Below are 23,855 nucleotides of genomic sequence, written 5' to 3' on the forward strand. Positions count from 1 at the left end.
GCATCGCCGGACGAAAAACAGCATTACTGCGCGCTGGCACCGATCTCTTTATCCCAGCGTCCGAGCAGCGCTTTGCGTTTCGCCGAATCCCCGTAGGTTTTGAAGTCATAATCGATCAGTTTGATGTTCTCAAAGCGCGGCGCATATTCGGAGATCTCCGCCTTGCGGTTCGACGGCAGCTGGAACGATTTCGCTTCTTTCATGTGCGACTGCGCCTCAGCGCTCAGCGCCCAGTCGTACCAGCTTTTGGCGTTCGCCAGATTACGCGCCCCTTTGATGATCGACATCGATCCAATCTCATAGCCGGTGCCTTCACAGGGCGCGACCGGTTTAATCGGGAAGCCATCCACTTCCATCGCCACCGCATCATGCATAAAGACGATGCCGAGCGTGGTTTCACCGCGGGCGGCGGCTTTTACCGGTGCCGACCCCGATTTGGTGTATTGCGAAACGTTGGCGTTGAGCTTTTTCAGGTAATCAAAGGCCTTGTCTTCGCCCATGATCTGCACCAGCGTCGCCAGGGTGTTATAGGCGGTGCCGGAGGAGTTAGGATTAGCAATCTGGATTTCCCCTTTAAAGCCCGGATCGAGCAGATCGGCCCAGCAGGCGGGCACCTTCAGCTTTTTCTCCGCCAGCAGCTTAGTGTTGTAACCCCAGCCCAGCGCACCGGCATAGACGCCCACGGTGCGATAGCCGGAGATCTCCGCCACTTTTTGCGACCACGACTGCTGCTGGTCGAGCAGCGGTGATTTGTAGGGCTGGGTTAATCCCTCTTCCGCCGCCTGCATGTGCGGATCGCCGGTGCCCGCCCACCAGATATCGGTACGGGGATTACGCGCCTCACTGCGAATACGCGCATAGGCTTCTCCGGCTGACAGCCGCACCATGCTGAGATGGATATCGGGATGAGACTGGCTGAACAGGCGGGTCATCTGCTCACAGACCACCACATCCGCCGAACAGACCATGTTGAGATTGCCAGCCGCGGCAGCCGCAAACGGCAGAGCCGGACAACTGACGATAACCGCAGCGAACAGAGATGAGTAACGCATGGTGTTCTCCTTGAGGGCGAGGATAGCGCCTGGACGCGCTTTTATTTTGCACTGCTGTGCAAAGTAGTAAGGCGACCCGATTGCTCTGTCAATTAGCATGTGAAGCAATTGACAGTCGCTGTCACAAATTTGCAACACCAGCAGCGAGATTACTTTTGCACAGCCTTGCAAACTCAGGCAGACTCAGAACGGATCATGCATAACGCGGGAGAAACTCATGCATCAACTCAAGGCGGTGGTCAGTGCGCAGGATGTCGCTGACCGGGCGGGCGTGTCCCGCTCGGCGGTATCGCGCACCTTTACGCCAGGCGCCAGCGTGTCGGAGGCGACCCGGGCGCGGGTGATGAAAGCCGCCGAAGAGCTGGGCTACCACGTTAACCATCTGGCGCGCGGTCTGGTGCGCAACCGCAGCGGCATTGTCTGCCTGATCGCCTCTGAAGTGGATACGCCCTACCGTGCCAGCCTGGTCCGCTGGATGACCCAGTACCTGCAGGAAGCGGGAAAGGTAGCGATGCTGATCAACACCGACCGCTCCGACGATCGGGTCTCTGCCGCGTTACAGCAGGCGATCAACTTTCGCGCCGATGCTTCGATCATACTTTCCGGCATGCCTGACAGCGCCATCACCCGGCTCTGCTATAAACATGGCCAGCATCTGGTGCTGATTAACCGCGATGAATCCCTGCCCGGCTCGCTGAGTATTAACCTCGACTCGCGTCCGGCGGCGGAGATGGCGGTCAACGCCTTTGTCCGGGCCGGCTGCCAGCGCATCGCATTTGTTAATTCGCTGGCCGGTACCCCAAGCCTGCTGAAACGCGAGCGGGATTTTCTGGCAGCGGCAGAGAGAGCCGGGGTCCCGGTCCAGGTGGAACATTTTGGCTCGACCTCCTATGAAAGCGGTCAGATCCTGGCGCAGCGGCTGCTGACCCGCAAAGTCCGTCCTGACGCGGTGTTCTGCGCCACCGACCTGCTGGCGTGCGGCTTTATGGATGAGGCGCGCCACCGTTTTGCCCTGCGCATCCCGGAAGATCTGTGCATTGTCGGCCACGACAATATCCCGCAGTCTGGCTGGTCATCCTATAACCTCACCACCTTCGCCCAGCCGGTGGAGCAGTTTGCCCGTGACGCCATCCGCTGGCTGACAGAGAGCGAAGCGCAGCAGGACCAATTAACGCCCGCCGCTGAACAGCAAAGCGATCGGCGAATATATCAGGCTGATGTGGTCTGGCGGGGTTCGGTACGCGGCGGGTAATCCCTTTTTTATATTATTGCCGGTGCCTGAGCGCCGGTGAAATAACCTTCACTCTCTTTCACGCTTCGCTTTAAATATCTCTCCTCTTCTCGCCAGAATATCGCCATCCGGCGGCACAACCTCCGATTTTATGACTATTCTTGATCAGCATTATTAATTCACCCTGACCGCCACTGCTCAATGAATAAGCAGTCAGATGTGACAAATATCACATTTGTGCCAGGCTTAATCACTCAGATAATGATGTACAAGGAGCTTACAATGACGACACCAACGAACAAGACGCTCGATCTCGATCAATTTCCTAAGCCTCCTTTTGAGGAACAACCGCAACAGGCACCAGGCTTAGTCAGCAAAATGATTCCGTTTCCCGACCACGGTGAAACCAGCTACCGCGGCACCGGCCGCCTGACCGGCCGTAAAGCGCTGATTACCGGCGGTGACTCCGGTATTGGCCGTGCCGTCGCGATTGCCTATGCTCGCGAAGGTGCAGACGTGGTGATTAACTATCTGCCAGAAGAACAGCCCGATGCCGATGAAGTGATTAAATTAATCGAAGCGGAAGGCCGTAAAGTTTTCGCTATTCCGGGCGACATTCGTTCTGAAGAATTTTGTCAGCAGCTGGTAAAACAGGCGGTCGATAAATTAGGCGGCCTGGATATTCTGGTGAATAACGCCGGACGCCAGCAGTTTAATGAGTCCATTCGTACCCTGACTACCGAAGATTTCGACGCGACATTTAAAACCAACGTTTATGCGATGTTCTGGATCACCAAAGCGGCGCTGGAATATCTGCCACGCGGCGCGTCAATTATTAATACCTCGTCAGTACAGGCCTTTAAACCCAGCGATATTCTGCTGGATTACGCCCAGACCAAAGCGGCGATTGTCGCCTTTACCAAATCACTGGCGAAGCAGCTGGGTGGCGACGGTATCCGGGTAAATGCGGTAGCGCCTGGCCCATACTGGACCGTGCTGCAATCGAGCGGCGGTCAGCCACAGGAAAAAGTGAAGCAGTTTGGTGCCGATTCACCGATGGGTCGTCCCGGCCAGCCGGTTGAAATCGCCCCGCTCTACGTCACGCTGGCCTCGACGGAGAGCAGTTACTCTTCCGGCCAGGTCTGGTGCTCAGATGGCGGCACCGGCACCCTGTAAACCCGTTCCCCGGTGGCCGCATAATGCGGCCACTTTTTTGTCCTGCCTTCGCCTGTTGTCTTTGTCGTCACAGTGATACAAGGAAGAAAACCATGGAAAACGAAATTTTCCGGCAGCCGTCCCGGGATAATGGCTTTGCAGGTCTGGGTGATTATGCCGCCATTGGTGAAGGGCGTTCGGTAGCGCTGATTGCGCCGGATGGCTCGATCGACTGGTGGTGCGCCCCGAACCTCGATGCTAAACCGCTGTTTGACCGTCTGCTGGATGCCGGTGTCGGCGGCTATTTTCAAATCGTGCCGCGCGAGCCTTATCAGGTCACGCGCCGCTATCGCGATAACAGCAATGTGCTGGAAACCCGGTATGAGACCGACAGCGGCACGGTGCTGCTGACCGAATCGATCAACAGCACGCTGGCGGGACGACTGCCGTGGGGCGAACTGGCCCGTCGGATTGAAGGCGTGAGCGGCGACGTTGAACTGGAGATCAGCCTGCGATTCGGCACCGCGGCTGAAACCCGTTCTCCGTGGATTGCCGACACCGAGAAAGGCAAGGTGTTTCACATTGCTGACGTGATGGCGATGTTCCGTACCAGCGACGATATCCGCATTACCTTACTGGATGATGAGCAGGTCTGTGCCACGCTGCGGACCTCGGCCGGTTCGCGCTCACTCTGCGCGCTGCTGATCACCGAGAATGAGCCGCTGGCAGTGCCTGAGCTCTCCGCCATCGATCAGCGGATCGAAACCAGCCACACCGGCTGGACCAGCTGGGTGGAGAGTCTGAGCTATGACGGCAGCTATCCGGCGCTGGTGAAGCGCTCTGCCCTGTCACTCAAGTTTCTCTGGTACTCACCGACCGGTGCGCTGGCGGCTGCGGCCACCACCTCGCTGCCGGAAGGCATTGGCGGCGAGAAGAATTACGATTATCGCTACGCCTGGGTGCGTGACGCCTGTCTGATCATCAAAGCCTTTGTTTATCTCGGCGCGCTGGAGGATTGTAAAGCGGCCTTTTCATGGCTGTCACAGACCATCCTGCGCCACGGCGTCAGGCTGCGTGCCTGCTATGCGCTGAATGGCGATGAAGTCCCGGAAGAACGCTTTCCGCCGTTAAGCGGCTATCAGGATTCTCAGCCGGTTCGGGTTGGCAATAACGCCCGCGATCAGGTGCAGCTCAGCATGTATGGCGACATGCTGGCCACCGCGCAACTGTTTATCGAAGCGGGACACGTACTGGATATCACCACCTCACGGATGCTGGGCGAGCTGGCGAACTGCTGTGCCGATCACTGGCGGCAAAAGGATTGTGGTATCTGGGAGTTGCCGGACTTGCAGCACTACACCCACTCCAAAATGGCCTGCTGGATGGCGCTGGATCGGGCGGTCGCGCTGGCCGAAAACCAGCACATCGAACCCACCTGGCTGGGCCGCTGGCAGCGGGAACGCGACCGGATTCGGGACTGGATTGAGACGCACTGCTGGTCAGAACAGAAGCAGGCTTACCTGTTTTACGTCGGCAGTGAGGATCGCCTTGACGCCTCGCTGGCGCTGGTACACAGCTACGGCAACGCGGTTAATCCGCAGCGGATGCTCTCGACCTATCGTGCCATCCATCATGAACTGGGCAATGACAGCGCCATGCTCTATCGCTATAGCGGCGTCGACCAGGAAGAGAGCACGTTTCTCGCCTGTGCGTTCTGGCTGGCAGAGGCCTGGGCCGAGATGGGGAACATTGAGCAGGCCGACCAGGCGATGGAGCAGATCCTCGCCACGCTTGACCGGCATGGCAACGTCGACATTTTTAACGAAATGTTTGATGTGCGCAGCCAGAGCTGGCGCGGCAATATGCCGCAGGGGCTGAGTCACCTGGCGCTGATCTGTGCCGCGCAGGCCATTTCAGAATCCAGAGCTGCCCACTGAGGCGCAGGCCTGACCGGTCAGGAGCTATTGCAGCCTGAAGCGCGGGTCAAAGAAAAATGGCTCGACCACCACCTTGCTGATAATCGCCGCCGCGGCCGGGTGAGCAGGATTCAACAACGCATTCCACTCTCCGGTCAGGGTGCTCGGGACTTTCAGTATCAGCCCGTTATCCGGGCTGGCCAGCCAGCCGTCGCCAATCTCCCGCGTCGATGGCGGTGCGGGATCGGCCTGCCAGTCGGCGGGAAGTGCCGCCAGCGACAGCTCGGCAATCAGCGAGTCAGGCACGCTGATCGACAGCATCGAATAGTCCTGCGCCAGATCCTGAATAGTGAGATGCACCAGCGCTTCCAGCACGCACAGCGCCCGGCTCGACCCCAGATAAACGCAGCCGGTGCCCACTGAATTCCAGCGTCCGCCGTAGGTGCGGGCACCAAAACCATCAAAGGCGGTCATCGCATATTCGCTTTTTACCAGCCGGTAAAAATGCACTGATGCCATCAGGTAATGACGCCATGTTCAAGCTGACCAATCAGATTCAGTACCGCTTCCGCGCCCGCAACGGTAGTGGTCATCTCTGCCGGTTTTTTGCCGCCCAGCGCTTTGGCTGGGGTTTCCAGCCACTGTACCAGCCGCGCCGGATCGTCACGCAACAGCGTGCTGGCGGCAGAGAGCACGCGGATCAGCATATAAATCCGTCCGCTTTGATCGGGCGAAAAAGTCTGCTCAGGATCTTTCACTTTGCGGTTGTAGGTGCTGCGATCGATGCCCGCCAGCCGGCACAGCCAGGCTTCATCAAATGCGGACAGCGACGCGGTACGTTTCAGTACCCCGCTGCTGAAGCCGACGGCAATCCGCTGATGCGCATCCGGCAGGGTTTCCGGCAGGTTCAGCGCATGCAGCAGTGAACGGTTGCGGCCACTGCTGGCGGGCGTATAAATGGCAATTGACATAGCATCACCCTCTGTTCATTTGATTTAAATTTTAGCGCAAATGAACAAGGCGCGCCAGCGGAGAGTGACGCCGGAGATTACTGCAACGCCTCAAGAATTTGCCAGGCGGTTTTTATCCGCAGCGGATTGGGGTAGTTCTTGTTGGCAAGCATCACGATGCCGGTATTCCTGCCGGGAATAAACGCAATGTAGGCACCAAAACCGTTGGTGGCACCGGTTTTATGCACCCAGCTGGCGCTTTGAGAAGGCACGACGGGATTGAGTGGCGTGGCGGGCTGAGGTTTAAGCGCGACGCCGTTTTCACTGTCAGCGATCACCGTGGCGGCGCTCACCGGCCAGTCGTAGATCTCCCAGCCCAGTCCCTGATAGAAACTGCGCACGCTAAAATAGCGGGACTGCGACGTGCGAATCGCATTGCGCAGCACGGTATTTCCTGAAGAGAGACGATTAGGATCAGCATTCGCCTGCATAAAGGTCAGCATATCGCGGGCGGTCGATTTGATTCCGTAGGCCTCCGCGTCCAGCATTCCCGGCGATACCCGCACCGGCTGGCCGTTTTTGTAGCCCCAGGCATAATTCAGCATCATTGACGGCGGCACGGTTATATAGGTGCGCGTCAGCCGCAGCGGCTGAAAGACATTTTTCTCCATCGCCTGCTCGTAATCGCCCTTCACCATCAGCGCACCAAACAGACCGATACTGGCATTGGAATACTGACGCAGCGTGCCCGGCGCGGCCTGCGGTTGCCACTGCTGATAATAGTTAAGCAGCGAGGCCTGATCGGTTACCGCATCCGGTAGCTGCAGCGGCAGGCCGCCCGCGGTATAGGTCGCCAGATGCAGCATCCGGATGTGCCGCCACTGCGTGCCGGTCAGCTGTGGCCAGTATTTCTGTACCGGATCGTTAAGCGCGATATCCCCATTGCGGATCATCACGCCGGCCAGCACGCCGGTGAAGGTTTTACTCACCGAGCCGAGTTCGAACAGAGTATTTTCGGTGACCCGGCGGCCGGACTCCCGATCCGCGACGCCGGCATTGATGAACTGGGTGCGGCCTTTATAGAGGATCGCGACCGACATACCGGGGATCTCCTGCTGCTCCATCAGCGGTTCTATCGCGGCTTTAACCAGAGAAGTGACCTGCTGTGAGGTGAGATCGGCGGCAACACAGCTGGCAGAAAGGGACCACAAAACAAGGTAAGACAAAGACTTTTTCATTGGCAATTAACAGTTTTTTCTCTGATTCAAATTATTTGCACTGATCGGCACAGGCCTGCACACAGATTTGTGCCTGTGAACTGCACGCTCCGGTATCACGGGTGTTGCAATGGGATCGTTCGACATAGCAATTGGTCTGACAGGCTGAGACATCGCAGCGTGCGGCGACGGGCGTCAGCTGTGGCAGCGGCGCACGCGCCGGAAACGGGGATGAGGGTTGAGCAAAGGCGCTGCTGCCCAGCAGTCCGGACAGCAGCAGGCTGATGACTATTTTCATGATTAATCTCCAGATGAACGCTGCACTAAGTATGACTAATCTGGCACGCGTCGTCTGGAAAATCTTATCAAACGGGGATCACCGGAGGATGTTGAGTGACGTTGATCACGCCGCGGTGATAAATATCGTGCAGCCGGACGATATAACGCTGCGGATCGTGCTGATCTTTGATACGCAGAATCGCCGCCTCCCCTTTTTCCTGCAACATCTCAGGCCGATCGAAGATGGCGAGCAGTGTCTGTTTCAGACCCGCCACCAGCGCCTGACGCAGCTGCTGTTTCTCCTGAGGCGTAGTGACACTGTATTCACGATCGCCGTTGAGCGCGCCGCCAATCACCCAGCCCGCGCTGGCCGGATTAATCTCCGGTAAGGCACGCACGTTGCTGGTGATCACCGGGCAGCCGTTCGCCTGCATCTCCAGCACCGAAAAGCCGTAGGTCTCCTGCCAGGTCGGCAGCAGGCCGATGTCGCTGTCACGAAACAGCTGCAGCAGCGCGGCATTATCCAGCCGGGAGCGGTGGGTAAAACAGCGATAACGTCCGATGCGGCTCTCAATTGAGCGACAGAATGCCTCATCGTCCTGATGTTGCCGGTGCGCTACGTTATGACGTTTGGTGAGATCGCCGATCAGCTGCACATCCAGCTGCGACTCTTCCAGCTTGCGCTCTTCAATCAGCTCACTTATCGCCAGTACCACTTCGGCCCCGCCTTTACGGTAGAACTCGTTGCCGGCAAACACCAGCCGGAATATGCCAGCCTGGCGTGGCGCTTTATGCGGCGTGAACAGAGTCTGTGGCGGATGCAACACCACCGTTTTACGTCTGATCTGCTGCGCCACGCCGTCTCCGGGCGGGAACAGTTTCATCTGTATGTTCAGCGTCGCGTCCGAAATGGCTATCAACCCAAGACAGTTCTCTTTCAGCAGATGCGGGATCAGCCGCTTCAGTTCGGGGTTATCCTGTTTTGCAACGCCCGGCACCGGTAAAACGCGCGGTAATTCCGTTTCAAACGAGGCAACCCATTTCTGACGGGTTATCGCCACTTCATTAAACAGATGCAGGACGTCTGGCCGGGATGCGGGTGAAAATGGCAGCGGCAGAAAAACGAAGGATTTATTTTTTTTGAGTAAGCGAGTCCGTAGCGGGTTAATAAAGTAAAACAGATTGTACTTTTTGAGATTTATATATTCATTTTCCGGATTAACTAAAATATTACGCTGCTCCGGATAGTGGTTATTGGTGATTCCGATTTTCATGATCGTATTCCAGAGTCCTTGAGTCCCGGGAGATCTATATCATGCGATGTCGGCAGGCGCGCCTGCAGAATATCCTAAAAATGTTTTTAGCGGCCAATCGCGCAATTTATTTATGATTGCCGATCGGGGTTTATTCCTGGTCTGTCGCAGCAGCGTAACGGTTACAGAAATATTTTTACATCCGTTCTCATATTTCATTAATTAACTCGTTGATTAATGAAGAGGAATAAAGCGCCGTCAGCCGGTGCGCCATTTATTATGTGTAAGTTTAAAGATTTGTTAAAAATAATCCGGCGTGCCCCAGGGGCGATCAGTTGATAACAATTCAACTAATCAGTTTTCCTGTAGTGGCTTTTCAGAGATCGGCCTGTTTTATGCATCTGACGGTAGCGTCTGTCATTAGCAGTGATTGTTTGCCTCATCTCCTGACGCCTGCCTGATGAAACAAATGATACAGCAGCCGCTTTTTTTGCCTGCGATGCACTGTTTAAGCGCATCGCATTGCAACATAAGCGTGCGCCAGCATCCTCTGGCGCAGCATCATTAGGTTGTCGTGACACGCTATGTCATTGAACAGTCTGTAAATCCTGATTTTCTGGCTGCGTGGTAAGGCACTGGTACAAAAGTTGCAGTATCCGTTGCAAGCAGACAGGAGATAACTATGAAAGCGATCGTAATCGGTGGTGGTATCGGCGGCATGAGTAGCGCCATCGCGCTGGAGAAAGCGGGTTTTGAGGTTGAGGTATTCGAAGCGGTAAAAGAGATGAAGCCGGTCGGGGCCGCGATTTCCATCTGGCCAAACGGCGTTAAATGCCTGAATGCGCTGGGCATGAAGGCGGCGCTGCGCGCACTGGGTGGCAATATGGCCTACATGGCCTATCACGATGCGGTGAGCGGCGCACCGCTGACCCGCTTCAGTATGTCGCCGCTGGTGCAGCAGGTCGGTGAGTTCCCCTATCCGGTGGCGCGTGCTGAACTGCAGGCGATGCTGATCGATACCTTTGGCCGTCAGCGGGTCAATTTCGGCAAACGGGTCATTCAGGTTGAACAAGGCGATCACGGTGTGATTGCCACCTTTGCCGATAATAGCCAGGTTCAGGGTGATTTTCTGATTGCCGCGGACGGCACCCATTCGGTGATCCGGGATTATGTGCTGGAGCAGACGCTGGAGCGGCGCTATGCCGGTTACGTCAACTGGAACGGGCTGGTGACGATAGACGAAAGCATCGCTCCTGCCGATCAGTGGACGACCTTTGTCGGCGAAGGCAAGCGCGTGTCGCTGATGCCGGTGAGCGATAACCGTTTTTATTTCTTCTTCGACGTGCCGCTGCCCAAAGGGCTGCCGCAGGACCGTAGTACCGTTAAAGCCGATCTGAGCGGCTATTTTGCCGGCTGGGCCGCACCGGTGCAGAAGCTGATTGCCGCGATCAATCCCGACACCACCAACCGGGTCGAAATCCACGATATCGAACCGTTCAGCCGCCTGGTTAAAGGTCGCGTTGCCCTGCTGGGGGATGCAGCCCACAGCACCACACCTGATATCGGTCAGGGCGGCTGTGCGGCGATGGAAGATGCCATCGTGCTCGCCTCTACGCTGGCGTCGCATTCATTGGGGATTGAAGATGCCCTGCTGCGTTATCAGGCGCGCCGGGTTGAGCGGGTCAAAGATCTGGTGCTGAAAGCGCGTAAGCGCTGTGACGTCACCCATGCGAAAGATCCGGCTGTGACCGCAGAGTGGTATCGTTCGCTGAAAAGTGAAACCGGCGAGCGGGTGCTGGCCGGCATGTGTGAAACCATTGAAGGCGGACCGCTGGGTTAACCCGTCCGTTCCTTAGATCAGCGGGCGGCATGACCGCCCGTCGATTAGCTACTCCGCCAGGCCGCGATTCTTCAGCATTGGCTCCAGCTTCGGCTGGCCGCCACGCCAGCTTTCATACAGGGTTTTCAGGTCGCTGCTGTTGCCACGCGAGAGGATTTTCTGACGGAAAATCTCGCCATTTTCCCGTGTCAGTCCGCCCTGTTCAACAAACCACTGGTAACCGTCATCAGCCAGCATCTGGGTCCAGATATAGGCGTAGTAACCGGCGGCATAGCCTCCGCCCCAGATATGCTGAAAATAGCTGGAGCGGTAGCGCGGCGGCACCGCCGCTAACGCCAGATTGTCGCTCTGCAGTGCCTGCTGTTCAAAACCGTCCACGCTTTGCGGTGCCCGGTCGCCTGGCAGACTGTGCCAGTGCAGATCGAGCAGCGCGGCCGCCAGCAACTCACTCATCTCGTAACCTTTGTTGAATTTTCCGGCGCGGATGATTTTTTCGTGCAGCGCGGCGGGCATCGGTTCTCCGCTCTGATAGTGGCGGGCGAAATGGCGGAACACCTGCGGCTCACTGGCCCAGTGCTCATTAATCTGCGACGGAAACTCCACAAAATCGCGCGGCGTCTCGGTGCCTGACAGGCTCGGATAGCGCTGGCTGGCGAACAGGCCGTGCAGCGTATGTCCAAACTCGTGAAACATCGTGATCACCTTATCCCAGCTCAGCAGCGCCGGTTCACCGGCTGGCGGTTTGGTGTAGTTGCAGACGTTGTAGATCACCGGCTTGCTCTCCAGCAGCGTCGACTGGTTAACAAAATTGCTCATCCACGCCCCGCCGCCTTTGCTGTCGCGCTTGAAGAAGTCGGTATAGAACAGCGCCAGCGGTGTTTGATCGGCATCGAAAATTTCGTATACCTGCACGTCGGGATGGTAAACCGGCAGATCCTGGCGGGGCGAAAACCGGATGCCATAGAGCTGCGTGGCCGCCCAGAACACGCCATTCTGCAGCACCGAGTTCAGCTCGAAGTAAGGTTTGATCTGGCTCTCATCGAGATCGTACTGCGCGTGACGCACCTGTTCGGCGTAAAAATTCCAGTCCCAGGCGCGCAGCGTAAAGCTCTGCTGCTGGCGATCGATAGTCTGCTGGATAGCCGCCGCTTCACGTTCAGCCCGCGCACGGGCGGCAGGCACGATGTTACGCATAAAGGCAAACGCAGCGTCCGGGGTTTTCGCCATCTGGTCCTGCAATTTCCACTCGGCATAACTGGCAAAGCCCAGCAGCCTGGCCTGTTCGGCCCGCACCTGAGCCAGACGCAGCACCAGCTCACGCGTATCATTTTCGTCGCCCTTTTCGGTTCGGGTCATGCCCGCTTTAAACAGCGCCTCACGGGTTTCGCGATCGCTCAGGCTTTGCAGCGCCGGTTGCTGAGTGGTGTTCTGCAGCACCAGCAGCCAGGCATTCTCCAGCCCGCGGGCGCGCGCTTCTGCCTGCGCGACCGCCAGGTCTGCAGCGGAAAGCCCCGCCAGTTTCTCTGCCTGATCCACCACCAGACCGCCTGCCTTGGTAGCAGCCAGCAGCCTGTTGGTAAAGCGGGTACTGAGACGCGCCGCTTCCTGATTCAGGGCTTTTAGCTGCTGTTTCTGCGCTTCGGGCAGATTGGCACCCGCCAGCTGAAAGCGCTGCCAGATCACCTCAACCAGCCGCCTGGATTCAGCATCAAGCTGGGCGCGCTGCAGATAGACCGCATCGAGCCGTGAGAACAGCGGCCGGTTAAGCATGATCTCGTCGTTGAGTGCGGTCAGCTCCGGTGCGATCTCTTCATCCACCTGTTGCAGATAGGGGCTGGTGTGCGCCGAGGTCATGGCGCTGAACACCAGATTAACCCGGTTCAGCAACTGCCCGCTCTTCTCCAGCGCCTCATAGGTATTGAGGAACGTTGGCTCGTCACTGCATGTGGCGATCGCCTCAACTTCCCGACGCTTTTCTTCAATGCCTGCCTGCAAGGCGGGCAGAAAATCCTGCTGCTGAATCTGGTCAAACGGCGGCGCCTGATAAGGCAAGGGGCTGACGCTAAAGAAAGGATTCTGACGGGCGTTCATGATTCGCTCCTGAATGGGCATCGCAAAGCCTTATCCTGGCAGGTTGCGGGCAGTTGAACAACTCAGGCCAGGTGCTGCTGATAAACGCTGATCACTTCACCGGCAATCGCTACGGCGATCTCGGCGGGCAGCTTGCCTTTGACGTCCGGCAGGCCAATCGGACAGCGCAATTTCGCCAGCCGATCGGCCTGCGCGCCCTTGCCCGCCAGCCGGTAGCGGAAGCGCTGGCTTTTGGTCTGCGAGCCAATCACGCCCGCATAGCGAAAATCACCGCGTTTCAGCACCGCCTCACACAGCTCGAAATCGAGCGGATGATGATGGGTCATAATAATGAAATAGCTATCGGGAGCCGCCTGCGCCACGCAGTCGAGCGGGTCTTCCGGTTGCAGCGTAACCACGCCTGGCGGCACCCGCTCAAACTGGCCGGGACGGCTGTCGATCCAGCGAATGTGACAGGGTAACGTTGCCAGCAAATTAACCAGCGCCTGGCCGACATGTCCGGCGCCGAACAGCAGGATTTCAGGCTGACACTGCAACAGCGGCTCAAACAGCAGCGTGGTTTTGCCGCCGCAGCACTGACCCAGCCGTGCGCCGAGGCTGTACTCCTCGGTATGCGGTGCGCGGGCTCCGCTCTGCAACATAGCGCGCGCCTGGGCAATGCACTGAAATTCAAGCTGGCCGCCGCCAATCGTCAGAAAGTTCTCCTGCAGCGTGACTACCATCTTGCTGCCGCTGTCGCGCGGTACTGAACCGCGCTCACTGAGCACGGTGATCAGCACGCAGCTCTGGCGCTTTTCACGCAGCTGGTGCAGCACGCTTATCCAGTCATGGTAGATCATCACAGGCTCCTGCCAGCTGCAGCACCGCGTTCAGTATCCGTTCCGGCGTGGCGGGCGCGTCCAGCAGCGGAGGATGCGCATAACCGGCCACGCTGGCTACCGCATCCTGTAGCGCGCACCAGGCCGCAATGCCCAGCATAAAGGGCGGCTCGCCGACGGCTTTGGAGTGGAAAACCGTATCCTGCGGATTTTTGCGGTTCTCCACCAGCGTCACCCGCAGATCTGCCGGCACGTCGCTGATGGCCGGAATTTTGTAGCTGGCCGGCCCATCGGTCAGCAACTGCCCCTTCTGGTTCCACACCAGCTCTTCACAGGTCAGCCAGCCGACGCCCTGCACAAAACCGCCTTCGACCTGACCGATATCGATGGCCGGATTCAGTGAGGCCCCCACGTCATGCAGGATGTCAGCGCGCAACAGACGATATTCGCCAGTTAAGGTATCGATCACCACTTCACAGCAGGCCGCGCCGTAAGCGAAGTAGTAAAAGGGCTTACCGCGCCCGGCCAGTCGATCGTAATGAATGCCCGGCACACGATAGTAACCGGTGGCGGATAGCGGCACCTGATTGAACCACGCCAGCTGCGCCACTTCTGCGAAGGTGTAATGTTTTTCCCCGGCGCGCACAATGCCGTTACGGAAACTGACCGCCGATGCTTCACACTGATGCAGCTGACACAGCATCTGCGTCATGCGTTCACGCAGGATCTCCGCCGCATTCTGCGCCGCCTTACCGTTGAGATCGGCCCCGCTGGAGGCCGCCGTCGGCGAGGTGTTCGGCACTTTGCCGGTATCGGTGGCGGTGATCTGAATCTTATCGACCTCAATCTGCAGCACTTCAGCCACGATCTGAATGACTTTGGTGTTGAGCCCCTGACCCATCTCGGTGCCGCCGTGGTTGAGCTGCACCGTGCCGTCGGTGTAGATCAGGATCAGCGCGCCCGCCTGGTTAAGGAAGCTGGAGGTAAACGAGATGCCGAATTTAACCGGCGTCAGCGCCAGACCGCGTTTCAGCAGCGGGCTGCGGGCATTGAACGCCTGAATCTCCGCCCGCCGCGCCTGATAATCACTGCTCCGTTCCAGCTGTTCGGTGATTTCGTCCAGCAGATTATCCTCAACCTGCTGATGATAATGGGTGATATTGCGATCCTGCTTACCGTAGTAATTGCGCTTGCGCAGCGCCAGCGGATCGAGGCCGCGGTGCCGCGCGATGTGATCCATGATCTGCTCAATCGCCACCATGCCCTGCGGACCGCCAAAACCCCGATAGGCAGTATTTGAGGCTGTATTTGTGCGGCAGCGATAGCCGGTTATCAGCGCATCGCCGAGGTAATAGGCGTTGTCGGCGTGGAACATCGCCCGATCGACGATCGATCCACTGAGATCGAGTGAATAACCGCAGTTACCCGCCAGCTCAATCTTCACCCCACATAACAGCCCGTCATCCTCAACACCGACCTCGTAACGGACAAAAAACGGATGCCGTTTGCCGGTGATGCGCATGTCGTCGCGGCGGGAAAGCCGCATCTTCGCCGCCCGGCCAGTCTGGCGCGCCACGATGGCGCAGAGACAGGCCACGCCCGCCGCCTGGGTCTCCTTGCCGCCAAATCCGCCGCCCATCCGCCGCATATCAATTGTGACCTGATTCAGGCTGATGCCCATCACTTCCGCCACCAGCTTCTGCACTTCAGTGGGATTCTGAGTCGAGGAAAAGACCTGCAGCTGCTGATCTTCGCCGGGAATGACCATTGCCGTCTGGGTTTCCAGATAGAAGTGTTCCTGACCGCCAATATGAAAGGAACCGCTGATGCGATGCGGGGCGCGTGCCAGCGCGGCATCAACGTCACCGCGCCGATGAACGTGCGGCTCCTGCACAAAGCTGCCCTGCGCCAGCGCCTGTTCAACATCCAGCAGCGGTTCAAGCACCTCATATTCAATCACGGCAGCGGCAGCGCCCAGCCGGGCAGCGTCCGGGGAATCGGCCGCCACCGCAATCACAATCTGACCCATATATTCGACTTTGTCGTGCGCCAGCAGCGGATCGCCCGGCTCCAGCGGACCAACATCATTGATGCCGGGCACATCCTGCCAGGTCAGCACGCTGACTACGCCGGGAATGGCGTAGCACGGCTCAACATCAATCCGGGTTATGCGCGCATGAGCGTGTTCACTCAGCCGCGGACAGAGGTGCAGCATACCGGGCAGCTCAGGCTTGTCGTCAATAAACCGCGCCTCGCCGGAGACATGCATCTCCGCGCTTTCATGTTTATTGCTGCGGCCAACACCGCTCTGGATGCCGGCGGTATGCTGCGCTTTGCGCACCTCTTCACTCAGTTCAGGACGGTTATGAGACATAGCGGGCCACCTCGATACAGGTTAATTCGCCGTTGTAGCGATGGTAGTAGCGCCGCAACAGATTACGCGCCACCTGCAGGCGGTAGTCAGCGCTGGCGCGGAAATCGGAGAGCGGCTGGAAATCTTCCGCCAGCGCGGCGGCCGCGCGTGACACCGTCACGGCGTTAAAGGGTTGATCCAGCAAGGCCTGTTCGCAGTGCGTCGCCCGTTTCGGCGTCGCGGCCATGCCGCCAAAAGCGATGCGCGCCGCGCGTACCTGACCCTGCTCAATCTCCAGGTTAAAGGCCGCAAACACCGCTGAAATATCATCATCCAGCCGCTTAGAGACTTTCCAGGCCACAAAGTCAGGTGACACCGTCACTTTATCGATACGTATCGCCCGGATAAACTCGCCCGGCAACAGTCTGGTCTGCCGGTAACCGGTGAAAAACTGGTCCAGCGGCAGTAACCGTTGCTGCTCGCCCTGCTGCAGCAGCAGAGTGGCGTTCAGCGCCAGCAGCATCGGTGAGGCATCACCAATCGGCGAGGCGTTGGCGATATTGCCGCCCAGCGTACCCTGCAGCCGGATCTGTAACGACGCGAAACGTTGCAGCATTTCGCTGATGCCCGGAATCCGGTCGGTCAGAAATTCGGCAACCTGCTGCAGAGAGGCGCTGGCACCGAGCAGATAGTGATCGTCAAATTCACTGCACACTTTCAGCGCCGCAACCTGCTCCAGCGCGATCAGCACCGGTATGCGCTGATGCTGCTGGGTGATGGTGAGGCTCAGATCGGTGCCACCGGCAATCAGCCGCGCCTCAGGATGTTCCAGATAGATCTGCGCCAGCTGGGCCGGGGTTTTAGGCAGATAACAGTGCCGCCCGTCGCCGCTGAGCTGCTGCATCTCCTGATTCGCCAGTGCCGTCAGCCGTTGCGCCACGCTGGCCGCATGGTGATCGAACGGGTCGCTGACCGGCTGTGAACAGAGCTGCTGCGCGGCCGCCATGATTGGCCGGTAACCGGTACAGCGACAGAGATTGCCCGCCAGCGCACTCTCCGCCTGATGGCGATCCCAGCCGCTGACCGATTTTTGCAGACTGAACAGCGACATCACAAAGCCGGGCGTGCAGAAGCCGCATTGCGAGCCGTGGCAATCCACCATCGCCTGCTGCGCCGGATGCAGAGCACCGCCGTGACGCAGATCCTCGACGGTGATCAGCTGCTTGCCCTGTAGCGTGGAGACCAGCGTCAGGCAGCTATTGACCGTTTCATACTGCATCGCGCCATTGACCGCTTTACCGAGCGTGACGCTACAGGCACCGCAGTCACCTGAGGCACAGCCCTCTTTGGTACCGGTGCGGCGCAGATGGCCGCGCAGATAGTTAAGTATCGTCAGATTCGGATCTAACGCCTCTTCGGTAACTAATTGATTATTTAACAGGAACTGGATCATGCCGCTTGCTCTCCCGCGTCGCGCTGCCATACCGGACGCCCGTTGACCCAGGTCTGGGCGATATTGCGGTCATCGCCGAGCGTCATCAGAACAAACAGTTTTTCCCAGATATCTTTGCTGTTGCCGATACGCAAAGTCTGTAAGGCGGAAACGGCCGGATCGAGCACCACAAAATCCGCCTCTTTACCCGGATTGAAATTGCCAATGGCGTGATCGAGATCCAGCGCCCGCGCGCCGCCCAGCGTGGCGTGATAAAAGGCTTCGGCGGCGCTCAGCTTATACTGCTGCAACTGGCCCACTTTGTAGGCTTCGCCCAGCGTTTGCAGCATGCTGAAGGTGGTGCCGGCGCCCACATCGGTGCCAATACCGACTTTAACGCCCTGCTGCCAGCTGCGTTTAAGGTTAAACAGCCCGCTGCCAAGAAACAGGTTTGAGGTCGGGCAGAAAGCGATGGTGGAATCGGTGTCGTGCAGGCATTGCCATTCGCCGTCGTCGAGATGGACGCAGTGAGCAAACACGCTGCGACGCCCGGTGAGCTGATAGTGATGGTAGACATCAAGGTAGCCGGCGCGCTCCGGGAACAGCTGCTTCACCCAGGCGACCTCCTGCGGATTTTCGCTCAGATGAGTATGCAGCCAGGTATCCGGGAACTCCTGCCGCAGTTGCTGCACTTTTTCCAGCAGCTGTGGCGAGGAGGTCGGGGCGAAACGCGGCGTCAGCGCGTAGCTCAGTCGTCCGCGCTGGTGCCAGCGCTCAATCAGCGCGCGGGTCTGCTGATAACTCTGTTCCGGAGTTTCGGTCAGATTGTCAGGCGCGTTACGATCCATCATCACTTTGCCGGCAATCAGCCGCATGTTCAGCGCTTCCGCCGCGCTGAACAGCGCCTCAACCGACTGGGGATGCACGGTGCCAAACACCAGCGCGCTGGTGGTGCCATTCGACAGCAGCTGATGCAGGAAAAAGGCCGACATCCGGGCCGCGTGGTCCGGACAGTGATACTGCGCCTCCACCGGAAACGTATAGTGGTTGAGCCACTCCAGCAGCTGTTCGCCGAACGCGCCGATCATTTCGGTCTGCGGATAGTGAATGTGGGTATCGACGAAGCCCGGTACGATCAGCTTGCCGCGCAGGTCAATGACCGGCTGACCCGCCAGTGCGGCGCTGCACGCCTCCCACGGCGCTAACCCCACCACGCGTCCGTCGCGCAGCCGCAACACGCCATCCTCCAGATAGCGCGCGGCAGAGAGCAGCCCGTCGGGCTGGTCCACCACCGAGGTGAAGTCAAAAAAACTGGCGCGTATCGCCGTATCTGTCGCTGGTGACATGACTTTTCCTTTCTGAAAGCACTGCGGCCTTCTTTTCATTATGCAGATGATTGCCTTAATACCCTGTTGCAACTGCCGTGCCAGATCGCAATCACCGCTTTTACTTTTACTATCAAAGAGTTAAATAAAATCGCGCTTGTTGCGCAACTGATGCAGGACAATAGGGCCCCGCAACCGATTGCTTTGCAATCGCAATCGGTTGCCTGGCAAGCTCGTCACGAATCGGGCGGGTTTAAGCGGCTGAATGCGCGCCTGCGCTGCCCCGTTTGTGTGCATTGCGCCCCAAAACAGCGCAGCTGGCGGGCCGGTAAAATGCCTTTACAACCCGATCGGTTTTTCGGCGGGCGCAAGCGGAAATGAAATGCTATGGTGAAGCCATCGACTCTGAAAATGGCATAAGGAACAGTGAGATGATTATTTTTGTCACCGGCGCAACCGCCGGTTTTGGTGAAAGCATCACCCGTCGCTTTATCGCAAATGGTCACAAAGTGATTGCCAGCGGACGGCGTGCCGAGCGGCTGAAAGCGCTGAAAGATGAGCTGGGCGAGCATCTCTATACCGTGCAGCTTGATGTGCGGAACCGCGCGGCAATTGAAGAGGCGGTGAATCAGCTGCCTGCCGACTGGCGTGACATCGACGTGCTGGTGAATAACGCCGGTCTGGCGCTGGGGATTGAGCCCGCGCACCGCGCCAACGTCGAAGACTGGGAAAACATGATCGACACCAACACCAAAGGGCTGGTCTATATGACGCGCGCCCTGCTACCGCAGATGGTGGAGCGTAACGTTGGACATGTGATCAATATCGGTTCAATCGCCGGTAGCTGGCCTTATGCCGGTGGCAACGTCTATGGCGCGACCAAAGCCTTTGTGCGTCAGTTCAGCCTGAATCTGCGTACCGATCTGCACGGCACGGCGCTGCGCGTCACCGACATCGAGCCGGGACTGGTCGGCGGCACCGAGTTCTCTAACGTGCGCTTCAAGGGCGACGATGATAAAGCGGGCCAGGTCTATGAAGGCGCCACCGCTTTAACGCCGGAAGATGTCACCGAAGCGGTCTACTGGGTCGCCACGCTGCCTAAGCATGTCAACATCAATACCCTTGAGATGATGCCCGTCAGCCAGACGCTGGCCGGTCTCAAGGTGCACAAGCCGTAACCCTCAGGGCCAGCCGCACCGGCTGGCCCTATCCGCGTCCCCAGCCCAGCACGATAATCAGCATACCGATAAAGGCGACGATCGCCCCGCTCCAGTCCCAGGCGCTGAGTTTCACCCCATCGACCACCCGTAACCACAGCAGTGCAGTCAGCACGTAAACCCCGCCATAGGCGGCATACACCCGTCCGCTGGCCGCAGGATGCAGCGTCAACAGCCAGACAAACAGCGCCAGGCTGGCGGCGGCGGGCAGCAGCAGCCAGACGGAGCCGCCCTTTTTCAGCCACAGCCACGGCAGGAAGCAGCCGATGATTTCCGCCAGCGCGGTGATAAAAAACAGCACGGCGGTTTTAATCAGCACCCCGACCTCTCATAAACGTAAACAAACCACTCACGGCTGGTGAGCAAAGAAACGGCGATGATATACTAACGCTACCCGCGGCAACAGCCGTTCCCATTGGTGATGTCTGCGTTAACTGAAGGAAAGCGCAATGAAAAAATTTATCCCGGTCCTGTTGGTGAGCCTGCTGTCAGCGGCAGCATTCAATGCCAGCGCTACCACCAATCGCCTGATCATTGAAGATGGCAGCAGCGCCGCCAGTAATGAAGCGGCGCGTCAGGATAAAGAGCAGTGGAATGACACGCGGATGCTGCGTAACAAAGTGAACAGCCGCGTCGAGAAGGAATTTGATAAGACCGATCGTGCTTTTGATACCCGCGATAAGTGTGAGCAGAGCCTGAATCTCAACGCCTACTGGGAGCCGAATACCCTGCGTTGTCTGGATCGCCGCTCCGGCCGACCGATTGCACCCTGATTTTCAGCTATAGTAATGACGGACAACTAACATAAGGAATACGTGATGAAGCTACAGAGGGTTTTGTTAACCGCGACGTTGTTTGCGCTGCCGGTACTGGCACAGGCATCCTGTGAATCGGTAAAAACCGAGATCAGCCAGAAAATTATTCAGAACGGTGTGCCCGAATCGGGTTTTAGTCTCGACATCGTCGCCAACGATCAGGTTGATCAGGCTGGCGGTCAGGTGGTGGGACATTGTGAGAACGACACACAAAAGATTGTTTACAAGCGCATGGGGCGTGACGATGACGCCAGCGTGCCAGACAGTGCCGGCAGTTCACAGGACGCGCCCGCACAGTAAATTGCCAGGGCGACGACCTGTCGCCCTGCTCCGCTATTCTGCATGTTCCGGCCGCTGACGCGGCATCATCCACGCCACGCCCAGCGCAAACAGCGCTATCACCAGTGCCACCACAAACACCCAATGCAGTGAGCTCGCAATCGCCTGCACCATCTGCTGTAGCGTCTCCGGGGCCAGCTGACGCCGACTCTCATCCGCCATAATCTGCTGCACCGGGTCCTGCGCCTGCGGCAGTCGCCACTGCAGATTGAGGTTCAGCACCGCGCCCATGATGGCGGTGCCAATCGCCGAACCCATCATCCGGCTGAACATAATCGAGGCGGTACAGATGCCGCGAATCTGGTAATCCGCCTGATTCTGTACCGATACCAGAAAGGTGGTGCTGGTCATGCCCATACCGGTACCGATGACAAACGCGGTAAAGCCCGCCTGATACAACGAACTGTCAGGCTGCAACAGCAGCAGTAATCCACTGCCGGTAATCAGCAACAGCGCGCCCAGTTGTGCGGTGAAACGGTATGAGGTGCGCAGCATCAGACGGCCGCTCAGGGTACTGGCCAGCGGCCAGCCAATCGACATCATCGCCAGCGCACTGCCCGCCTGCAGTGGCGAACCGCCGCCGATCCCCTGAATCCAGGTCGGCAGAAAAGCGCTGATCCCCATCATGGCGGCCCCGATGATCAGGTTGCCGGCGTTACCGGCAATAATCAGCCGGCTGCGCCAGATAATCAGTGGGAACAACGGTGCGTCAGCCTGCTGCTCGTGGCGCTTGAGCCGCCAGCCAGCAAACAGCGAAAACAGCAGGAACGGGATCAGCCAGTAGCCCAGCTGTTCAGCCTGCAGTAGCGCAACCAGCAGTGCGCTGACGCACAGCATCAGCCAGCCACTGCCCGCCAGGTTCAGCGGCTGCGCCTGCGCCTCCTGTTGATGCGCCGGTAACCAGCGCGCCAGCATCAGCATACTGATCAGCCCTATTGGCAGATTGACCCAGAAAATCACCGACCAGCTAAAGTGCTGTACCAGCCAGGCGCCGGTCAGCGGACCGACGATGGCGGCCACGCCCCAGACGCTGGAGAGCCAGCCCTGCACGCTGGCGCGCTCACGCGGTGAGTAGATGTCCGCCACGATAGTTGAGCTGAGCGGCATGATGGCACCGGCTCCCAGTCCCTGAAAAGCGCGGAACAGAATCAGCCAGGTCATGGTATGGGCAAAGCCACACAACACCGAGCCGATCAGGAACAGCGTGGTGCCGATAAAAAACATCCGCTTACGGCCATAGATATCCGCCAGTCGTCCGTAGAGCGGGACGCTGACCGCCTGCGTCAGCAGATAGATGGAGAATACCCAGCCAAACTGCGAAAAGCCGCCCAGTTCAGCAATAATGGTCGGCATCGCGGTGGCAACAATGGTGACCTCAATCGCCGCCATAAACATGGCCAGCATACAGGCGATTAAAATCCAGTGGCGGTGCCCGGTCTGAATCTGTGCGCTTTCAGTCATAGAGATCCTTTTTTAAGCTGCAACACTAGCGCAGATTGAGTGAATGCAGTTTCCCGTCAGTGCGCATCACGGGCGCAATGTGTGACGTTGTCACCAAAAGTCGATGAAAAATTTTCATTGATGTGTTAGCCCAATCACCACGCGGCCTTAACACTATTTTAACCTGTTTTTCACCGACTGCTTTAGGGCGTTAAAGCTAGCGCGGCTCGCTTAGGGCTGCTATAGCATTAAAGCCTGTTTTTCAGCGTTCAGTTAAAAATCGTCGATAAACAGTCATTTGATGTGCATTTTATCGCAGTTTCGGTATTGGAAGCGGCGGCGGGTTTTGCTGCTTCTGTCGGGCTGCTAGTGATGGGTATAACAATTGAGATCGTAATCAGGGAGAGTCCCTTATGCAAAATGCTTCACTGGCCCGCCGCGCTGGTCTGGCACTGCTGGCTGTGGCCGCGGTGATTGGCGCGCTAATCTGGGGCCTTGGCTGGGACCAGTTAGTCGCCAGAAAAGTTGATCTGCTCTATCTCGGCCAGCAACACCTGTTTTTAGTCTTCTGGTCAATGCTGTTTGCTCTGCTGGTCGGTATTCCCAGCGGCATCATTCTCAGTCGCCCTTTCGCCCGTCGCTGGGCCGAATATGTGATGCAGATTTTTAACGTCGGTAATACGCTGCCGCCGCTGGCGGTGCTGGCATTAGCGATGGTGATTATCGGCATCGGCGACCGTCCAGCGCTGATTGCGCTGTTTCTCGCCTCTCTGCTACCTATCGTACGTAACACTTTCTCCGGCCTGAGTGCGGTCCCTTCTTCACTGATCGAAGCCGCCAACGGCATTGGTATGACCAAAATGCAGCGTTTGCGCCAGGTCGAACTGCCTGATGCGCTGCCGGTTATCCTCGCGGGCGTGCGTATTGCCACCGCCATCAATGTGGGTACCGCGCCGCTGGCGTTTCTGATTGGTGCCAGCAGCTTCGGCGAACTGATTTTTCCCGGCATCTACCTCAACGACTTCCCGACGCTGATCCTGGGTGCGGCGGCGACTGCGCTGGTGGCGCTGGTGCTGGATATGCTGCTGGCCGCGCTCGGCCGCTTTCTCAGTCCGCACGCTGCGGCATAACA

21 protein-coding genes are annotated in these 23,855 nt (G+C 58.1%); 8 read left to right on the forward strand and 13 right to left on the reverse strand.

Annotation, left to right across the window (positions count from 1 at the left end):
* Nucleotides 1-23: 23 nt before the first annotated feature.
* Nucleotides 24-1,052, reverse strand: a complete 1,029-nt coding sequence (locus tag WFK59_RS05520) for an ABC transporter substrate-binding protein (RefSeq protein WP_336755238.1) — start codon at nt 1,050-1,052, stop codon at nt 24-26.
* Between the two features lie 217 nt (nt 1,053-1,269).
* Between WFK59_RS05520 and WFK59_RS05525 the strand changes: the two genes are divergently transcribed.
* The 3 genes from WFK59_RS05525 (at nt 1,270) to WFK59_RS05535 (ending at nt 5,375) form a co-directional block, all read left to right on the forward strand.
* Nucleotides 1,270-2,304 (forward strand): LacI family DNA-binding transcriptional regulator, encoded by a 1,035-nt coding sequence (locus tag WFK59_RS05525; RefSeq protein WP_233984280.1) that lies wholly within the window; start codon nt 1,270-1,272, stop codon nt 2,302-2,304.
* 261 nt (nt 2,305-2,565) lie between these two features.
* Entirely contained in the window at nt 2,566-3,459 is an 894-nt protein-coding gene (locus WFK59_RS05530) for an SDR family oxidoreductase (RefSeq protein ID WP_336755239.1), read from the forward strand.
* Nucleotides 3,460-3,551: 92 nt separating this feature from the next.
* The gene (locus WFK59_RS05535) at nt 3,552-5,375 is read left to right on the forward strand and encodes a glycoside hydrolase family 15 protein (protein ID WP_233984278.1); all 1,824 of its coding nucleotides are present in this window, start codon (nt 3,552-3,554) and stop codon (nt 5,373-5,375) included.
* 24 nt (nt 5,376-5,399) lie between these two features.
* Here WFK59_RS05535 and WFK59_RS05540 read toward each other — a convergent pair whose 3' ends face one another.
* The 5 genes from WFK59_RS05540 to WFK59_RS05560 form a co-directional block, all read right to left on the reverse strand.
* Nucleotides 5,400-5,873 carry an RES family NAD+ phosphorylase gene (locus tag WFK59_RS05540; RefSeq protein WP_336755240.1) on the reverse strand — a complete coding sequence of 158 codons (474 nt, stop codon included), beginning with the start codon at nt 5,871-5,873 and terminating at the stop codon, nt 5,400-5,402.
* On the reverse strand, nt 5,873-6,325 hold the full coding sequence (parS, locus tag WFK59_RS05545) for a type II RES/Xre toxin-antitoxin system antitoxin (RefSeq protein ID WP_233984276.1): 453 nt from the start codon (nt 6,323-6,325) through the stop codon (nt 5,873-5,875). The genes WFK59_RS05540 and parS overlap by 1 nt, the downstream gene beginning before the upstream one ends.
* A gap of 77 nt (nt 6,326-6,402) precedes the next feature.
* Nucleotides 6,403-7,542: a class C beta-lactamase gene (ampC, locus tag WFK59_RS05550; protein ID WP_233984275.1), complete on the reverse strand. Its 1,140-nt coding sequence runs from the start codon at nt 7,540-7,542 to the stop codon at nt 6,403-6,405.
* A 31-nt stretch (nt 7,543-7,573) separates the two neighbouring features.
* Nucleotides 7,574-7,819 (reverse strand): hypothetical protein, encoded by a 246-nt coding sequence (locus WFK59_RS05555; protein ID WP_233984274.1) that lies wholly within the window; start codon nt 7,817-7,819, stop codon nt 7,574-7,576.
* 67 nt (nt 7,820-7,886) lie between these two features.
* The gene (locus WFK59_RS05560) at nt 7,887-9,074 is read right to left on the reverse strand and encodes a glycosyltransferase family 4 protein (RefSeq protein ID WP_336755241.1); all 1,188 of its coding nucleotides are present in this window, start codon (nt 9,072-9,074) and stop codon (nt 7,887-7,889) included.
* Nucleotides 9,075-9,735: 661 nt separating this feature from the next.
* On the opposite strand from WFK59_RS05560, the gene hpxO reads away from it, so the two are divergent.
* Nucleotides 9,736-10,893, forward strand: a complete 1,158-nt coding sequence (gene hpxO, locus WFK59_RS05565) for an FAD-dependent urate hydroxylase HpxO (RefSeq protein WP_336755242.1) — start codon at nt 9,736-9,738, stop codon at nt 10,891-10,893.
* A 48-nt stretch (nt 10,894-10,941) separates the two neighbouring features.
* On the opposite strand, the gene dcp is transcribed toward hpxO, so the two are convergent.
* The 5 genes from dcp to guaD form a co-directional block, all read right to left on the reverse strand.
* Nucleotides 10,942-12,984: a peptidyl-dipeptidase Dcp gene (gene dcp, locus WFK59_RS05570; RefSeq protein WP_336755243.1), complete on the reverse strand. Its 2,043-nt coding sequence runs from the start codon at nt 12,982-12,984 to the stop codon at nt 10,942-10,944.
* A gap of 62 nt (nt 12,985-13,046) precedes the next feature.
* Complete coding sequence (gene xdhC / locus WFK59_RS05575; protein WP_233984270.1) at nt 13,047-13,823, reverse strand: xanthine dehydrogenase accessory protein XdhC; 777 nt, start codon at nt 13,821-13,823, stop codon at nt 13,047-13,049.
* Complete coding sequence (xdhB, locus tag WFK59_RS05580; RefSeq protein ID WP_336755245.1) at nt 13,810-16,176, reverse strand: xanthine dehydrogenase molybdopterin binding subunit; 2,367 nt, start codon at nt 16,174-16,176, stop codon at nt 13,810-13,812. Before xdhB ends, xdhC begins: the two co-directional genes overlap by 14 nt.
* Nucleotides 16,166-17,608 (reverse strand): xanthine dehydrogenase small subunit, encoded by a 1,443-nt coding sequence (xdhA, locus tag WFK59_RS05585; RefSeq protein WP_233984268.1) that lies wholly within the window; start codon nt 17,606-17,608, stop codon nt 16,166-16,168. Before xdhA ends, xdhB begins: the two co-directional genes overlap by 11 nt.
* On the reverse strand, nt 17,605-18,933 hold the full coding sequence (gene guaD, locus WFK59_RS05590) for a guanine deaminase (protein ID WP_233984267.1): 1,329 nt from the start codon (nt 18,931-18,933) through the stop codon (nt 17,605-17,607). Before guaD ends, xdhA begins: the two co-directional genes overlap by 4 nt.
* A 410-nt stretch (nt 18,934-19,343) precedes the next feature.
* On the opposite strand from guaD, the gene ydfG reads away from it, so the two are divergent.
* A complete protein-coding gene (gene ydfG, locus WFK59_RS05595) occupies nt 19,344-20,090 on the forward strand; it encodes a bifunctional NADP-dependent 3-hydroxy acid dehydrogenase/3-hydroxypropionate dehydrogenase YdfG (RefSeq protein ID WP_336755247.1) in 747 nt (248 codons plus the stop codon).
* A gap of 28 nt (nt 20,091-20,118) precedes the next feature.
* Here the strand turns inward: ydfG and WFK59_RS05600 are convergent, their stop codons facing one another.
* Nucleotides 20,119-20,445, reverse strand: a complete 327-nt coding sequence (locus WFK59_RS05600; RefSeq protein WP_233988173.1) for a YnfA family protein — start codon at nt 20,443-20,445, stop codon at nt 20,119-20,121.
* Nucleotides 20,446-20,578: 133 nt separating this feature from the next.
* Between WFK59_RS05600 and WFK59_RS05605 the strand changes: the two genes are divergently transcribed.
* Nucleotides 20,579-20,902, forward strand: coding sequence for a DUF1283 family protein (locus tag WFK59_RS05605; RefSeq protein WP_233984265.1), 324 nt, complete (start codon nt 20,579-20,581; stop codon nt 20,900-20,902).
* 45 nt (nt 20,903-20,947) lie between these two features.
* Nucleotides 20,948-21,244: a DUF1161 domain-containing protein gene (locus WFK59_RS05610; RefSeq protein WP_159859395.1), complete on the forward strand. Its 297-nt coding sequence runs from the start codon at nt 20,948-20,950 to the stop codon at nt 21,242-21,244.
* Between the two features lie 33 nt (nt 21,245-21,277).
* Here WFK59_RS05610 and WFK59_RS05615 read toward each other — a convergent pair whose 3' ends face one another.
* Nucleotides 21,278-22,744, reverse strand: a complete 1,467-nt coding sequence (locus tag WFK59_RS05615) for an MDR family MFS transporter (RefSeq protein ID WP_233984264.1) — start codon at nt 22,742-22,744, stop codon at nt 21,278-21,280.
* Nucleotides 22,745-23,136: 392 nt separating this feature from the next.
* Between WFK59_RS05615 and WFK59_RS05620 the strand changes: the two genes are divergently transcribed.
* A complete protein-coding gene (locus WFK59_RS05620) occupies nt 23,137-23,853 on the forward strand; it encodes an ABC transporter permease (protein WP_233984263.1) in 717 nt (238 codons plus the stop codon).
* Nucleotides 23,854-23,855: the final 2 nt, after the last annotated feature.

Source organism: Pantoea sp. USHLN298 (assembly GCF_037149395.1).
GTDB classification, from domain to species: Bacteria; Pseudomonadota; Gammaproteobacteria; order Enterobacterales; family Enterobacteriaceae; genus Pantoea; species Pantoea astica.

Coding starts and splice junctions, on each gene's coding strand:
- WFK59_RS05520 (WP_336755238.1), bottom strand. CDS start 1,052: ATGCGTTACTCATCTCTGTTCGCTGCGGTTATCGTCAGTTGTCCGGCT.
- WFK59_RS05525 (WP_233984280.1), top strand. CDS start 1,270: ATGCATCAACTCAAGGCGGTGGTCAGTGCGCAGGATGTCGCTGACCGG.
- WFK59_RS05530 (WP_336755239.1), top strand. CDS start 2,566: ATGACGACACCAACGAACAAGACGCTCGATCTCGATCAATTTCCTAAG.
- WFK59_RS05535 (WP_233984278.1), top strand. CDS start 3,552: ATGGAAAACGAAATTTTCCGGCAGCCGTCCCGGGATAATGGCTTTGCA.
- WFK59_RS05540 (WP_336755240.1), bottom strand. CDS start 5,873: ATGGCATCAGTGCATTTTTACCGGCTGGTAAAAAGCGAATATGCGATG.
- parS (WP_233984276.1), bottom strand. CDS start 6,325: ATGTCAATTGCCATTTATACGCCCGCCAGCAGTGGCCGCAACCGTTCA.
- ampC (WP_233984275.1), bottom strand. CDS start 7,542: ATGAAAAAGTCTTTGTCTTACCTTGTTTTGTGGTCCCTTTCTGCCAGC.
- WFK59_RS05555 (WP_233984274.1), bottom strand. CDS start 7,819: ATGAAAATAGTCATCAGCCTGCTGCTGTCCGGACTGCTGGGCAGCAGC.
- WFK59_RS05560 (WP_336755241.1), bottom strand. CDS start 9,074: ATGAAAATCGGAATCACCAATAACCACTATCCGGAGCAGCGTAATATT.
- hpxO (WP_336755242.1), top strand. CDS start 9,736: ATGAAAGCGATCGTAATCGGTGGTGGTATCGGCGGCATGAGTAGCGCC.
- dcp (WP_336755243.1), bottom strand. CDS start 12,984: ATGAACGCCCGTCAGAATCCTTTCTTTAGCGTCAGCCCCTTGCCTTAT.
- xdhC (WP_233984270.1), bottom strand. CDS start 13,823: ATGATCTACCATGACTGGATAAGCGTGCTGCACCAGCTGCGTGAAAAG.
- xdhB (WP_336755245.1), bottom strand. CDS start 16,176: ATGTCTCATAACCGTCCTGAACTGAGTGAAGAGGTGCGCAAAGCGCAG.
- xdhA (WP_233984268.1), bottom strand. CDS start 17,608: ATGATCCAGTTCCTGTTAAATAATCAATTAGTTACCGAAGAGGCGTTA.
- guaD (WP_233984267.1), bottom strand. CDS start 18,933: ATGTCACCAGCGACAGATACGGCGATACGCGCCAGTTTTTTTGACTTC.
- ydfG (WP_336755247.1), top strand. CDS start 19,344: ATGATTATTTTTGTCACCGGCGCAACCGCCGGTTTTGGTGAAAGCATC.
- WFK59_RS05605 (WP_233984265.1), top strand. CDS start 20,579: ATGAAAAAATTTATCCCGGTCCTGTTGGTGAGCCTGCTGTCAGCGGCA.
- WFK59_RS05610 (WP_159859395.1), top strand. CDS start 20,948: ATGAAGCTACAGAGGGTTTTGTTAACCGCGACGTTGTTTGCGCTGCCG.
- WFK59_RS05615 (WP_233984264.1), bottom strand. CDS start 22,744: ATGACTGAAAGCGCACAGATTCAGACCGGGCACCGCCACTGGATTTTA.
- WFK59_RS05620 (WP_233984263.1), top strand. CDS start 23,137: ATGCAAAATGCTTCACTGGCCCGCCGCGCTGGTCTGGCACTGCTGGCT.